This window comes from Rhodococcus sp. BH4 (genome assembly GCF_002079265.1).
Taxonomy (GTDB): Bacteria; Actinomycetota; Actinomycetes; order Mycobacteriales; family Mycobacteriaceae; genus Rhodococcus_F; species Rhodococcus_F qingshengii.
Map to the genome: position 1 here is coordinate 2478970 of NZ_CP014941.1, position 13870 is coordinate 2492839.

General features: G+C 65.1%; 13 protein-coding genes. 10 read left to right on the forward strand and 3 right to left on the reverse strand.

Translation table 11 applies throughout. The annotated features are described in order from the left end of the window. Positions 1 to 7: 7 nt before the first annotated feature. The 8 genes from A0W34_RS11530 to A0W34_RS11565 all read left to right on the forward strand — a co-directional run bounded on the left by A0W34_RS11530 (position 8) and on the right by A0W34_RS11565 (position 8947). A complete protein-coding gene (locus A0W34_RS11530) occupies positions 8 to 964 on the forward strand; it encodes an electron transfer flavoprotein subunit alpha/FixB family protein (RefSeq protein WP_003944698.1) in 957 nt (318 codons plus the stop codon). Positions 965 to 1099: 135 nt separating this feature from the next. Next, positions 1100 to 1936, forward strand: a complete 837-nt coding sequence (locus tag A0W34_RS11535; RefSeq protein WP_003944707.1) for a GNAT family N-acetyltransferase — start codon at positions 1100 to 1102, stop codon at positions 1934 to 1936. Then, the gene (locus A0W34_RS11540) at positions 1936 to 2835 is read left to right on the forward strand and encodes a lysophospholipid acyltransferase family protein (protein ID WP_050655131.1); all 900 of its coding nucleotides are present in this window, start codon (positions 1936 to 1938) and stop codon (positions 2833 to 2835) included. The genes A0W34_RS11535 and A0W34_RS11540 overlap by 1 nt, the downstream gene beginning before the upstream one ends. A gap of 52 nt (positions 2836 to 2887) precedes the next feature. Next, positions 2888 to 4117, forward strand: a complete 1230-nt coding sequence (locus A0W34_RS11545) for a cysteine desulfurase family protein (protein WP_073512980.1) — start codon at positions 2888 to 2890, stop codon at positions 4115 to 4117. Continuing rightward, the gene (gene mnmA / locus A0W34_RS11550) at positions 4117 to 5229 is read left to right on the forward strand and encodes a tRNA 2-thiouridine(34) synthase MnmA (protein ID WP_064688982.1); all 1113 of its coding nucleotides are present in this window, start codon (positions 4117 to 4119) and stop codon (positions 5227 to 5229) included. The genes A0W34_RS11545 and mnmA overlap by 1 nt, the downstream gene beginning before the upstream one ends. Then, entirely contained in the window at positions 5226 to 6248 is a 1023-nt protein-coding gene (locus tag A0W34_RS11555) for a methionine synthase (protein WP_081557703.1), read from the forward strand. Before mnmA ends, A0W34_RS11555 begins: the two co-directional genes overlap by 4 nt. An 81-nt stretch (positions 6249 to 6329) precedes the next feature. Continuing rightward, positions 6330 to 8411, forward strand: coding sequence for an NAD-dependent DNA ligase LigA (gene ligA / locus A0W34_RS11560; RefSeq protein ID WP_442971948.1), 2082 nt, complete (start codon positions 6330 to 6332; stop codon positions 8409 to 8411). 47 nt (positions 8412 to 8458) lie between these two features. Continuing rightward, positions 8459 to 8947, forward strand: coding sequence for a GNAT family N-acetyltransferase (locus A0W34_RS11565; protein WP_003944764.1), 489 nt, complete (start codon positions 8459 to 8461; stop codon positions 8945 to 8947). A 13-nt stretch (positions 8948 to 8960) separates the two neighbouring features. Here A0W34_RS11565 and A0W34_RS11570 read toward each other — a convergent pair whose 3' ends face one another. Beyond that, complete coding sequence (locus A0W34_RS11570; protein WP_003944719.1) at positions 8961 to 9611, reverse strand: amino acid-binding protein; 651 nt, start codon at positions 9609 to 9611, stop codon at positions 8961 to 8963. A 280-nt stretch (positions 9612 to 9891) separates the two neighbouring features. On the opposite strand from A0W34_RS11570, the gene gatC reads away from it, so the two are divergent. After that, positions 9892 to 10191: an Asp-tRNA(Asn)/Glu-tRNA(Gln) amidotransferase subunit GatC gene (gene gatC, locus A0W34_RS11575; protein ID WP_003944747.1), complete on the forward strand. Its 300-nt coding sequence runs from the start codon at positions 9892 to 9894 to the stop codon at positions 10189 to 10191. Further along, positions 10188 to 11666 carry an Asp-tRNA(Asn)/Glu-tRNA(Gln) amidotransferase subunit GatA gene (gene gatA / locus A0W34_RS11580; protein WP_007729384.1) on the forward strand — a complete coding sequence of 493 codons (1479 nt, stop codon included), beginning with the start codon at positions 10188 to 10190 and terminating at the stop codon, positions 11664 to 11666. Before gatC ends, gatA begins: the two co-directional genes overlap by 4 nt. A 57-nt stretch (positions 11667 to 11723) precedes the next feature. Here gatA and A0W34_RS11585 read toward each other — a convergent pair whose 3' ends face one another. Both A0W34_RS11585 and A0W34_RS11590 read right to left on the reverse strand, forming a co-directional pair. After that, complete coding sequence (locus tag A0W34_RS11585; protein ID WP_081557705.1) at positions 11724 to 13124, reverse strand: alpha/beta-hydrolase family protein; 1401 nt, start codon at positions 13122 to 13124, stop codon at positions 11724 to 11726. Then, positions 13121 to 13795, reverse strand: a complete 675-nt coding sequence (locus A0W34_RS11590; protein ID WP_081558791.1) for a hypothetical protein — start codon at positions 13793 to 13795, stop codon at positions 13121 to 13123. The genes A0W34_RS11585 and A0W34_RS11590 overlap by 4 nt, the downstream gene beginning before the upstream one ends. Positions 13796 to 13870 lie beyond the last annotated feature (75 nt).

Here is a 13870-nt window from a genome sequence, read left to right on the forward strand (position 1 = left end):
TTAAGTCATGGCAGAAGTACTTGTGCTCGTAGAGCACGCAGAGGGTGCGCTGAAGAAGGTCAGCACCGAACTCATCACCGCTGCACGCGCACTCGGTGAGCCGTCGGCAGTTGTCGCCGGCCCCGCGGGCACCGCAGCAAAGCTCGCCGACGCTCTGGCAGCAGCCGGCGCCGAGAAGATCTACGTCGCCGAGTCCGACGACATCGACGGCTACCTCGTCACCCCCAAGGTCGACGTTCTCGCCGCTCTGGTCGAGTCCACCAGCCCGGCAGCAGTCATCACCGCAGCCGGCACCGAGGGCAAAGAGGTTGCCGGTCGTCTGGCCGCACGTCTGGGCTCCGGATTGCTGACCGACGTCATCGAGATCAAGGCTGACGGCACCGGCGTCCACTCCATCTTCGGTGGCGCGTTCACCGTCGAGGCCAAGGCCAACGGCGACGTTCCGGTCTACTCGGTTCGTCCGGGCGCAGTCGAGGCTGCTCCGCAGGCCGGCGCAGGCGAGCAGATCACCGTCGAGGTTCCGGCCCAGGACGAGAGTGCCGTCAAGGTCACCTCGCGTGAGCCCATCGTCGGCGGCGACCGCCCGGAGCTCACCGAGGCGTCGGTTGTCGTCTCCGGTGGACGTGGTGTCGGCAGCGCGGACAAGTTCTCCGTCGTCGAAGAGTTGGCCGACTCCCTCGGCGCTGCAGTCGGTGCTTCGCGTGCCGCTGTGGACTCGGGTTACTACCCCGGACAGTTCCAGGTCGGTCAGACCGGTAAGACGGTCTCGCCGCAGCTGTACATCGCGCTCGGCATTTCCGGTGCCATCCAGCACCGTGCCGGCATGCAGACGTCCAAGACCATCGTCGCGGTCAACAAGGACGAAGAGGCACCCATCTTCGAGATCGCCGACTTCGGCATCGTGGGCGACCTGTTCAACGTCGCACCGCAGCTCACCGAAGCTGTGAAGTCCCACAAGGGCTGAAAAGCGCAAACTGCTGTGCGCCTTTATCAACCCCCCGCGGTTGATAAAGGCGCACAGTGCTTTATTCACCCGGCCTGCATCGGCATGTCACTTCGTCGATACCGAGACGCCGTTCGCGCTCGATAAACCTTGCGCATGACAATTACGTCAGTCCTTCGCTCCGCGAGTGACAATCTCGGCCGTGAGGTCGCCCAGCCGAGATATTCCCTGATCGTCTCCTCCGACCGCGAGCATCGTGTCGCTGCGCAGCGCCTTCGATACCGAGTGTTCGCCTCCGAGCCAGGCTTCTCCCTCCCCGCTTCGGCCGGGGTGTTCGAACTCGACGCCGACGCCTTCGACGAATTCTGTGATCATCTTCTCGTTCGCGACAACATCACCGAGGAGTACGTCGGCTGCTACCGAATGCTGCCGCCGGATTCCGCTGCGGCGGCCGGTGGGTATTACACCGCAACGGAATTCGACATCTCCGCGCTCGATCCGGTGGCGAACAGGATCGTCGAAATGGGTCGCGCGTGCGTCGATCCCGCTCACCGCACCGGATCCGTCCTGAGCCTGATGTGGTCGGGCATCCTGCACTATCTCGAATTGACCGGATACGAGTGGGTGATGGGCTGCGTCTCCGTGCCCGTCTTGCCGAGCCCCGATTCAATTGCCGGCGCCGATGTCCGCGGCGTCCGTGACTTCGTGATGAACAAGCACGCCAGTCCGGGGTCGCGGCGGGTGATCCCACGAAACCCGGTGGTCCTCGGGGGTCTGACGCTCGACGAGATCGCCGCACCGGAACGCGTGACGATGCCACCGTTGCTCCGTGGTTACTTGCGGATGGGCGCGATGATCTGCGGGGAACCTGCTCACGATCCCGAGTTCGGTGTGGCCGATTTTGTTGCGCTGCAAGGCCTTCACTCCGCCAACAAGCGGTACCTCGAACGGCTGCGATCGGCGGCCGCCGCACACGAGTCGGGGATCGGCTGATGACCGCGGCGGTGCCGTACTGGGTGCCGACGAGCCCCTGCGGCGACGGGTGCCTACCCGCGGACGCACCCGGTGTGTCGAGTATCACCGTGATGGCCCGCGGGGTCATGGTCGGTGCCGCACTGTTGACTGCGCCTGTGCTTTCGGCCGGCTGGCTCCTCCCGCGCACCTGGCGTACTGAGATGCAACGCGGATACTCGCGCGCGTTGCTTCGTTGTCTGGGGATGAAGCTGACGGTCGACGACCAGCGGTTGGGGCGCGCGGAACCTGACGGGGTCATGGTTGTCGCCGGTCACGTGTCCTGGACCGACGTCCTCGTCGCGAGCGCCGTTGCTCCGGCCAACTTCGTCGCCCGCGCCGACCTGCTCGACTGGGCAGTGCTCGGCGGTCTCGCGCGCCGGATGCGCGTCGTCCCCATCGACCGCGCTCGCCTGCGTGAACTCCCCGGAACCGTCGACGTCGTTCGCGAACGCCTGCAGCGAGGTGTCCGGGTGATGGTGTTCCCCGAGGGAACGACCTGGTGCGGGCGGGCGTACGGCGGTTTTCGTCCGGCGATGTTCCAAGCAGCCGTCGACGCCGAATGCCCGGTTCAGCCGATGGCGATCCGCTACGAGAACGCCGACGGTTCCCTGTGCACCGGACCCTGCTTTGTCGGCACCGAAACGATCGGTCAGTCCATCCGTCGGATCCTGCGTCAGAAGAACGTCGAGGTGAAGGTCAGGCTGGCTCCGCTCGAGGAGGCAGGGGAGTGTCGAGCCGATCTCGCGCAGCGATGCGAGAGAGCCGTACGCGGCGTCGACATCATCGATCTGGCAGCTCACGACATCTTCGACCCCGCACCGGAACTCGTGACACAAGCCATGGGACAAATCGATCCTTCCCCGGCGATGAGCGCTTAGCCTGCTGAGCGAGGCTGGTCGAACTCTCGTGCTGGGCTATCCTTGTCAAGCCATGACTCTGCCTGCACACAGTGCCCACGCCGGATTTCCGGTGTACCTCGATCATGCCGCCACGACTCCGATGTCGGCAGCCGCTATCGAGGCGATGACCGATACCTTCAAAACCGTGGGCAACGCGTCCTCGCTGCACGGCTCCGGCCGTGCGGCCCGGCGCCGCGTCGAGGAATCGCGCGAATCGATCGCCGCCAGCCTGGGTGCGCGGCCGTCGGAGGTCATCTTCACCTCCGGAGGCACCGAGAGCGACAATCTCGCGGTCAAGGGCATCTACTGGGCTCGCCGTGACGCAGACCCGCGACGCACTCGCATCCTGGCCAGCTCCGTCGAGCATCATGCTGTGCTCGACGCCGTCGAGTGGCTCGAGCAGCACGAGGGCGCGCGCGTGACGTGGTTGCCGGTCGACGAGAACGGTGTCGTCGACCCGCAGACCTTGCGTGACGAGCTTTCCGTCCACGCCGACGAGGTAGCACTCGTGACGGTGATGTGGGCCAACAACGAGGTCGGCTCGATCATGCCGATCGTGGAGTTGGCGGAGATTTCGGCTGAGTTCGAGATTCCGATGCACAGCGACGCGGTTCAGGCAGTTGCACAATTGCCGGTCGATTTCGCGGCGAGCAAATTGGCCGCGCTGAGCATCGCGGCGCACAAGTTCGGTGGTCCGCACGGCGTCGGCGCGCTTCTGCTCGGACGCCAGGTTCCCTGTGTGCCGCTCCTTCACGGCGGCGGACACGAACGTGATCTGCGTTCGGGGACGCCGGACACCGCGGGAGTTGTCGGGATGGCTGCGGCGCTGCGCGCGAATGTCGCGAACTTCGATTCGAGCACAAGGGAATTGGCGAAGCTGCGTGACCGTTTGATCGACGGGGTCCTGGAGATCCTTCCCGAGTCGGTGCTCAACGGCCCGACCGGTTCCGATCGGCTTCCCGGTAACGCGCACTTCACCTTCCCCGGTTGCGAGGGCGATTCGTTGCTGATGCTGCTCGACGCTGCCGGTATCGAATGTTCCACCGGTTCGGCCTGCACCGCCGGTGTGGCCAGGGCCAGCCACGTCTTGATTGCGATGGGCGTCGAATCGCCCGTCGCGCGTGGCTCACTGAGATTTTCGCTCGGACATACGTCGAGTGTCACCGATGTGGACGCGCTCATCGCGGCGCTTCCACAAGTAGTAGAGCGCGCTCGGGCCGCCGGTCTTGCCGGTGCCGGTTCGCGTGGAGGGGATCGCTGATGCGAGTACTCGCAGCCATGAGCGGAGGTGTCGACTCCGCTGTCGCCGCCGCCCGCGCTGTCGCCGCCGGACACGACGTCGTCGGCGTTCATCTTGCGTTGTCCACGGCGCCGGGCGCATTGCGGACGGGTTCGCGTGGATGCTGCTCGAAGGAAGATGCGGGCGACGCCAGGCGCGCCGCCGACGTTCTCGGAATACCCTTCTACGTCTGGGATTTCGCCGATCGCTTCAAGGAAGACGTGATCGACGACTTCGTGGCGTCGTACGCAGCGGGTGAGACCCCCAATCCGTGCCTGCGCTGCAACGAGAAGATCAAGTTCACCGCACTCGCCGACCGTGCAGTCGCTCTCGGCTTCGACGCCGTGGCGACCGGTCATTACGCGCGCCTCGAAGACGGCGTCCTGCGCCGGGCGGTCGACGCGGACAAGGACCAGTCGTATGTCCTCGGTGTGCTGACGGCTGATCAGCTTTCGCGAGCGATGTTCCCGATCGGTGACACACCGAAAGAACAGATCCGCGAGGAAGCCGCCGAGCGCGGTCTGGCTGTGGCGAACAAGCCTGACAGCCACGACATCTGCTTCATCCCGACCGGCGATACCCGAGCATTCCTGGGTGCGCGCATCGGCGTTCGTCCGGGAAGCGTCGTCGATGCCGATTCGGGTGAGGTCCTCGCTGCACACGACGGCGTACACGGCTTCACGATCGGACAGCGCAAGGGTCTCGGCGTCGAAGGTCCGGCGGGTGACGGCCGTCCGCGGTACGTGACCGCGATCGAGCCCGAAACCGGAACGGTCCGAGTGGGTTCGGCCAAGAATCTCGACGTCTGGGCCATCTCGGCGCAGCGTGCGATCTGGACCTCGGGCCAGGCGCCGGAGGGCCCCGTCGAATGCATGGTGCAGGTTCGTGCGCACGGTGGACTGGCGCAGGCCGTTGCGGAGGCCGTCGACGACGGTACTTCAAGCGGCGGTATCTCGATCTCGTTGCGCGAACCACTGACCGGCGTCGCAAAGGGACAGGCCGTCGTGTTGTATCGCCCCGACCGCGAACTGGGTGACCAGGTCCTCGGCAGTGGCACCATCTCGGGTACCGAATCCGAGCCGAACACACTGTGACGCAGCAGGTTTCCATCGGTGGTCTCGTCACCGGAATCGGATCCTGGCCGGGCACGGATGCCCGCGAAAGTGCCGCAACCATCCTCGGCGAGCTGGGTGGTTTCCCGCATCTGGTGGAGTTGCCGAGCCGCGGACTCGGCGCTGACATGGTCGGCCGGGCGGGGGCAATTCTGGTCGATATCAACCTCGACGCCTCGACCCGTGCCTATCGAGTCGTGCCTCGGAGGGGCAATGTCGCGAAGCGAGCCGAGGACTTTCTGAATCAGGATCTCGACGCGCTCGAGGAAGCCTGGGAGTCAGCGCGCTTGGTCGGCGAAGACCACGTCGTCAAGCTCCAAGTCGCCGGCCCGCTGACACTCGGCGCCGAGATCGAAGTCGCAAACGGTTCGCGAGTTCTCGTCGACCGCGGTGCGCTCCGCGACGTCGCAGAATCACTCGGTGAGGGTCTCGCGCGTCATGCGGCCGAGGTCACTCGCCGCACCGGCGCCGCAGTGGTGATTCAGTTGGACGAGCCGCAGATCGCGGCAGTTCTGGCCGGTTCGCTGCCTGGGCGCACCAAGATGGAGAGCGTTCCGGCACTGCCGGAACCCGAGGCACTCGCCGTACTCGACTCGACGATCAGCGGTTGCGGACTGCCCACAATCGTCCACAGTTGCGGCACAGACATGCCGTGGGATCTACTGAGGCGAAGCCAGGCGTTCGGCGTGAGCTTCGACATGTCGCTCATCGGCTCACGCGATCTCGACGGTATCGGCCAGTTGTTCGACGCCGGCAAGGAATTGGCGCTCGGTCTGGTTCCGTCCGTGGAGCCGGAAAAGCCGGTGACGTGGAAAGAGTGTGCGATGCCCGCCGTCACACTGGTAGATCGTCTCTGCTTCTCTCGTGAACTCCTGCAGACCCAGGTCGCGGTCACTCCGCGTTGCGGTCTTTCGGGTGCGAACCTCGACTGGGCTCGTGCCGCCCTTCGGCTGTGTACAGACGTCGGCAAGGCATTGGTGGACGATCCGTCGGCGTTCTAGTGTGTGCGTTCAGATGTGGAGTCGTGTGGTGTGTCGGTGTGAACCGATAATCTTCTAGCTGTGACTGAAACCGCGGATGCAATGCAGCCAGCGCCCAACGAGGCGCGCGAGCAGTGGACGGAGCTGGCCGAAGAGGTACGCCAGCATCAGTTCCGCTACTACGTTCGTGATGCGCCCGTCATTTCGGACGGTGCATTCGACACATTGCTCGGGCAGCTCAATGCTCTCGAAGAGCAGTACCCGGATCTGCGAACTCCCGACTCTCCGACGCAACTCGTCGGTGGCGGATTCGCGACGGACTTCACGTCCGTCGACCACCTCGAGCGGATGCTCAGCCTCGACAACGTCTTCGACGAGTCGGAGCTCCGAGCATGGATCGCCAAGGTAGAGCAGGAAACCGGGCCGGAACTGCACTATCTCTGTGAAGTGAAAATCGATGGTGTCGCCCTCAATCTCGTCTACGAGAACGGCAAACTCGTTCGTGCCGCAACCCGCGGTGACGGTCGTACGGGCGAGCTGGTCACGCTCAACGCTCTGACGATCAACGACATCCCGGAGCGCCTTACCGCCACGGACGAGTACCCGATTCCGAGCCTGCTCGAGGTGCGTGGCGAGGTGTTCTTCCGCCTCGAGGACTTCGCAGCACTCAATGCCTCCCTGGTGGAGGAGGGGAAGGCGCCGTTCGCCAATCCGCGCAACTCCGCGGCGGGCTCCCTGCGTCAGAAGAATCCTGCCGTCACCGCGCGTCGCCGCCTCGGAATGATCTGCCACGGGTTCGGGCGCATGGAAGGTTTCGAGCCGGCCTCGCAGTACGACGCCTACGTGGCCCTCGCCGCCTGGGGTCTGCCGGTGTCCACGCACACCTCACGGGTGGTCGGCGCCGACGCCGTGGTCGAGAAGATGAAGTACTGGGGAGAGCACCGCCACGACGTCGAGCACGAGATCGACGGATTGGTGGTCAAGGTAGACGAGATGTCGTTACATCGACGTCTGGGCACCACGTCGCGCGCACCACGGTGGGCTATCGCGTACAAGTACCCGCCGGAAGAGGTCACGACCAAGCTCCTCGACATCCGGGTCAGTGTCGGACGTACGGGTCGTGTGACGCCGTTCGCGTACATGGAACCCGTCACGGTGGCGGGTTCCACTGTGTCCTTGGCCACGCTGCACAACGGCTCGGAGGTCAAGCGCAAGGGTGTGCTGATCGGCGACACCGTGGTGTTGCGCAAGGCCGGAGACGTCATCCCCGAGGTTCTCGGTCCCGTGGCAGACGTTCGTGACGGTACCGAGCGCGAGTTCGTCATGCCGACGCATTGTCCCGAGTGCGGCACGTTGTTGGCACCCGCGAAAGAGAGCGACGTCGACGTGCGATGCCCCAATCAGCAGTACTGCCCGGCGCAGTTGCGCGAGCGCGTGTTCCACGTCTCGGGGCGCGGTGCATTCGACATCGAGGTGCTCGGTTACGAGGCCGCGACCGGGCTGTTGGAGGCGAAGGTCATCGGCGACGAGGGCGATCTTTTCTCACTCGACGCCGAGAAACTGATCGAAGTTCCGATCTTCCGCACCAATGCGGGATCCCTGTCCGCCAACGGAAAACGCTTGCTGGCCAACCTGGATTCGGCCAAGGACAAGCCGCTGTGGAGAGTGCTTGTGGCACTGTCGATTCGGCACGTCGGCCCCACTGCCGCGAGGGCGTTGGCCGGCGAATTCGGCTCGCTGCAACGCATTCGGGAAGCCTCGGTCGACGAGTTGGCTGCAGTCGACGGCGTCGGATCGACTATCGCCGCCGCCGTCGTGGAGTGGTTCTCCGTCGACTGGCACCAGCAGATCGTCGACAAGTGGGCGTCGGCCGGAGTACGCATGGAGGACGAACGCGACGATTCGATTCCGCGCAATCTCGAGGGCCTCTCGATCGTCGTCACCGGTTCGCTCGAGACCTACTCACGTGATCAGGCGAAGGAAGCGATTCTGGTGCGCGGCGGCAAGGCGGCAGGGTCGGTCTCGAAGAAGACTGCGTTTGTCGTCGTCGGTGAAGCACCCGGTTCCAAGCACGACAAGGCGGTCGAATTGGGTGTGCCGGTGCTCGACGAAGACGGCTTTCGGCGGTTGCTCGAAGATGGCCCGGATGCGGTCGCTCCCACCGATTTGGACGAACCAGAGTGACTTTGTCCGATTTCTGAGATTGGTGTGCTGGGTGCGATAGTGACGCCATGATCGAGATTCGTGAAGTTCTACCGGCTGAGTTCGAGACCGTCGGGGAGCTGACTGTGCAGTCGTACGTGGGTGGCGGATTTGTCGCCGGCGGATCGCCGTACGCGGAGCGCCTGCGAGACACCGCAACTCGGGTGGAGCAGGGCCGGGTGCTGGTTGCGGTTCTCGGTGACGAAGTCGTGGGCTCGTTGACGATCGCAGAACCCGGCACGCCCTTCGCGGATGTTGCGCAGAAGGGCGAACTCGAGTTCCGCATGCTCGCAGTCTCGCCGCAAGCTCGGGGATCGGGCGCCGGAACCGCATTGGTTCGCGCAGTGATCGCCGAAGCCTACGACCGCGGCGATCACTCGGTGGTCATCTCGACGCAGCCCGAGATGGTCGATGCCCGTCGTATCTACGACCGCAACGGTTTCGTCCCCGATCCCGAGCGGGCGTGGGAGCCGATTCGCGGTATGGAACTGACCGTCATGGTTCGCGGCCTGGCCTGATCAGCCAGCCTGGTCAACCCAGTACCGTCGCCACGATTCCTGCGAGGTAGCCGAGGCGGGCTATCTCCGAAGGGCGGAATTCGGGCCCACCGGGACGACCGAGCATGAGGACTCGATTGCCGGAGCCGAGAGGTGCGGCAGCGAGGCTGGTGTTCATGTCGCGCCATACGTCCGGAACCCAGTCGGCCTCGCCGTCGAGGGCGGTGGGCTTGTCCAGTGGCATCCACGGAATGTCGGTGGCGTGGGTTTCCGGCGCGCCGGCGCTACCGACGACGCGGTACGCACCGTGCTTGCCGATGTCCGCGACGACGCACCAGCCGACTCGCAGTACACGCGGCGCGCCGTCGACGAGGACCTGTAGTCGATCGTTTCGGGCCGTCGCAACGGAATCTATGAGTTCGAGCTCACGGTGAGTGTCGAGAATCCCGGCGTAGGGGCGGATCGAATCGACCAGCACGTCCGGTAGATGCTCGGCAGCGGTGATCAAGGTGTCGGGCAGCGCGCCCGGTTCGACGTCGACCACGAGGTCGTCGATGGCAAAACCGTCACCTCGTTCCACGACGTCGAGGGAGAGGATGTCTGCGCCCACGGATCCGAGAGCTACGGCGAGCGCGCCGAGGCTGCCTGGTCGATCGGGCAGTTGGACGCGAAGCAGGTACGACACGTGCGTGCCTTTCGCTGATCGGTTCTCGCCCGGATCACGTCGACCCGGGCCTGACTCATCTTTGCACTTGCCCAACCTGCGATGGTGGGCGCCGCGGCGGCGTCACGCCAGATGCACATGCTTGTCACACGAGCGAAACACACTGCGGGCTTTCGGCGTGGCGATCGACACAGTGAGCGTGCTCGTCGTTCGATACAGCGGGCGTGCTTACAGGTCTGTCGCGGCGAGCAACTAGGCTGGACCGGCAATGTTCACGTCCTCTTCCGAAAGGGGCCCCGCGGTGCCTGCCATCTCCCGTGACGAGGTCGCGCACCTCGCGCGGCTGTCCAGACTCGCCCTGTCCGATGCCGAACTCGACGAGTTCGCCGGTCAGTTGGATTCGATTCTCAACCACGTCAAGGTGGTCACCGAGGTTGCGGCCGACGACGTCCCGCCCATGGCGAATCCCAATGCCGTCACCAACGTGACGCGCCCCGACGTGATCGTGCCCGGGTTGACCCCCGAGCAGGCATTGTCCGGAGCACCCGCAGTCGAACAGGATCGCTTTGCGGTTCCGCAGATCCTTGGAGAGGGCGAATGACCGATCTGACCACGCTGGACGCCGCTGAGCTTGCCGGCAAGATCCACTCGCGTGAGGTGTCCTCCGTAGAGGTCACGCAGGCGCATCTCGACCGCATCGCGGCCGTCGACACCGAGTACCACGCCTTCCTGCACGTTGCAGGCGAACAGGCTCTCGAAGCCGCCGCAGCAGTGGACAACTCGCTCGCAGGCGGAAACGAACCAGCTTCGGCACTCGCCGGCGTTCCGATCGCGTTGAAGGACATCTTCACCACGACGGACATGCCGACCACCTGTGCGTCGAAAATTCTCGAAGGCTGGGTCGCGCCGTACGACGCGACTCTGACCTCCAAGCTGCGCGCTGCCGGCATCCCGATCCTCGGCAAGACGAACCTCGACGAGTTCGCGATGGGCTCTTCGACCGAGAACTCGGCCTTCGGCCCGACGCGTAACCCGTGGGACGTCACCCGCATCCCCGGTGGCTCGGGCGGCGGTAGCGCAGCGGCGCTCGCGTCCCGTCAGGCCCCGCTGGCCATCGGCACTGACACCGGCGGTTCGATCCGTCAGCCCGCTGCGGTCACCGCGACGGTCGGAACCAAGCCGACGTACGGAACTGTCTCACGCTTCGGACTCGTCGCGTGCGCGTCCTCGCTCGATCAGGGCGGTCCCTGTGGCCGCACCGTGCTCGACACCGCTCTGCTGCACGAGGTCATCGCCGGGCACGATCCGCGTGACTCCACGTCCATCGACGCCCCCGTGCGTCCGGTGGTCGCTGCGGCACGTGAAGGTGCAGCCGGCGACCTGCGCGGCGTCAAAGTCGGTGTGGTCAAGGAACTTCACTCCGACAGCTACCAGCCCGGCGTCATCGCTTCCTTCGACGCTGCTGTCGAGCAACTCAAGGCTTTGGGCGCCGAAGTTGTCGAGGTTTCGTGCCCGAGCTTCGAGCATGCGCTCGCGTCGTACTACCTGGTGCTGCCCAGTGAGGTCTCGTCCAACCTGGCTCGCTTCGACGCCATGCGCTACGGACTGCGTGTCGACGACGGCAACATGAGTGCCGACCAGGTCATGGCGGCAACCCGCGCTGCCGGTTTCGGTCCGGAGGTCAAGCGCCGCATCATGATCGGCACCTACGCACTGTCCTCGGGCTACTACGACGCCTACTACGGTTCGGCGCTCAAGGTTCGTACGCTCATCGCGCGCGATTTCGACAAGGCCTACGAGAAGGTGGACGTACTGGTCTCGCCGACCAGCCCGTTCACGCCGTGGAAGTTGGGGGAGAAGGTCGGCGATCCGTTGGCCATGTACCTCTCGGACCTGTGCACGTTGCCGACCAACCTGGCCGGACACTGCGCGATGTCGGTGCCCTCGGGCCTGTCCGCGGACGACAACCTGCCGGTGGGCTTGCAGATCATGGCGCCCGCCATGGCTGACGAGCGCCTCTACCGTGTCGGTGCGGCCTACGAAGCAGCTCGCGGCCCGATCGCGACTGCAGTCTGACCTGTTTGCTGTGCGCCTTTATCAACCCCCCGCGGTTAATAAAGGCGCACAGCAGTTTCAGGAGCAAGTTCTCAGGGCCGTCCCCTGATCGGTTCCGTAGCGATGGCCGTGACCGGCGGGGACACCGAGCGAACCGAGCATGTCGACCGTGGTCTGCAAGAACATGACACCCGGGATCCACTGCGGGATCGGTGCATCTTGCACGGCACGGCTCAGATCCGGTTTCTGTGTCGCGAGGGCAGGCGACCACCACACCACCGGGTCGGAAGTGTTCGCGAGGACGGTTGCGCCGTCCGTTCGTGTCGCGCCGGCCGGGGGACCGGCCCACAACACGTCGCACGCGGTGGTGGGACTGCCCTCGGACAAAGCCTCGGTCAGTGCGGCGCTGCCGCCGACGGCGCCGAGGCTCTGTCCGTAGAGGAACAGGTCCGGTCGATCCTCGGCGGGCATAGCGGCAATGTGGCTGCCGACGGCGGTGAACAGAGCGGTTGCCGATTCTTCGGCGTCGTCGCGGCTGAACAGGAATGTCGCCCAACTGGGTGCGTCGGAGTATTGCTGCCCGACTATTGCGACGTCGCCGCCGAACCGTTGCTCGATACCGTCGACTGCATGCGTGTCGATCCACCCCGATCCGGTCGGAACGGCCACTACGACGCTGTTGCGGGCAAAGCCGCCGACGCGATCGAGTTCGCTCACCGCGAGAGCGGCACGTGATGCAGTGTCGGGTGCCGAATCCAAACCGGCGTAGACACGCACCGAGTCTTCGCCTGCTGCGACGAATTTGCGTCCCTCCGCCCCCATCGACGTCCACGAGATGAGAGATTCGGGGCTGCCTGTCGCGGAGGCCGAAAGTGGCTGTGTCAGAGCAGTGTCGATGTACGCGTTGGACTTGTCGAACGAATCGGCGAGGCCGTTCCACACGACGGGACCGACTACCAACTGCACCCCGAGAACACCCATGACCAGTGCGCCGACGCTCCGCGCGAAACCCATCCACCGCAGCGCCTTCGAAATTCCGATCCCGATGCCCCAGAGACCAAGTGCGGTCAGTGCTGCAATGCAACCCGCCTCCGCCCAGTGGAGAAGTCCGGCAGACGGTGCGCCCATCGCCGCTCGCAACGAGTTCTGCCAACCGGCGGCGGCGAACATCGCAACTGCGGTGCCGGCAGTCGACAACCCGAACGCGGTGATGCGCCAATGACGTTCGTCGAATCGGGCCTTGACCCGGTCGGGGACGAGCCGACGGGCTACCGCGGAGAACGCCCACGTCGCCAGTAGTCCGGCCGCGACGAGCAGACCGCTGAACACCCCTTGTAGTACGGCTGATCGCGGCAGGAGTCCGGGAGCCAGCGAGATGGCGGACATCGCTGCCACGGCGACGCTCGTGGACACGCGGGGGAGTGCGAGCGCCCCGACTCGGGCGAGGACGGGGGTCCGTGACGCATTCAGAACGCTCATGCTGCAATCGCTTTCGGGGAGTAGGAGAACTCGTTCGACGGGTCGAGGCGCCGCGATCGCATCAGGGTGAAGCCGAAGGCGGAGACTGCCAGAACACCGGCCGTGCCGTAACCGAATCCCGATTCCGCGACCGGCGTCAGATAGCTTTGGCGCCAGGAGTTTCCGTTCACAGCCGTGACGGCTACATCGGCCATCGCGAAGCAATACCCTCGTGAGAGAAAGGACGTGCGGTCTTCACACGCGGCATGCATTCGCTGGTCGAGCTGACCGTCGAGGACCTGACGTGCCCACGGCCCCAGTTCCGTTCCGTGCGAATGCGCGTAGCGGAGTAGGTCGTAGCCGAGATCGTGCGCTTTGCAGGCCGAGTCGAATTCGTCGGGAAGTGGGACCGGCGACGAGCAGTCGCCGTGGGGATTGGCGAGGTATCCGTCGACGACGGCGGGGGTGTAACCGGCGAATGCCGCAAAGTCCGCCGGGATGCTGGTCGCAGCGTCAGCGGCATCCGCAGTAGTCACGGTGGCGATCGCCCTGGATGCGTTCGAATTCTCGGTGCGCGGCGACTGGGCTCCGCCCGCTCCGGCAGTGACCGTGATCGCTGCCGTTGCAGCCAGCGCCAGGGCCGCCCAGGTGCCGGCGCTTCGAGAGATGTCTTTCACCCGTGTGATCCGCATGCCGTTCACGCTATGAACGGACAATCCTGGCGGTCATCGCTCTGTGGAGGGGTTCTCCGACGCGCATTCGGGTGA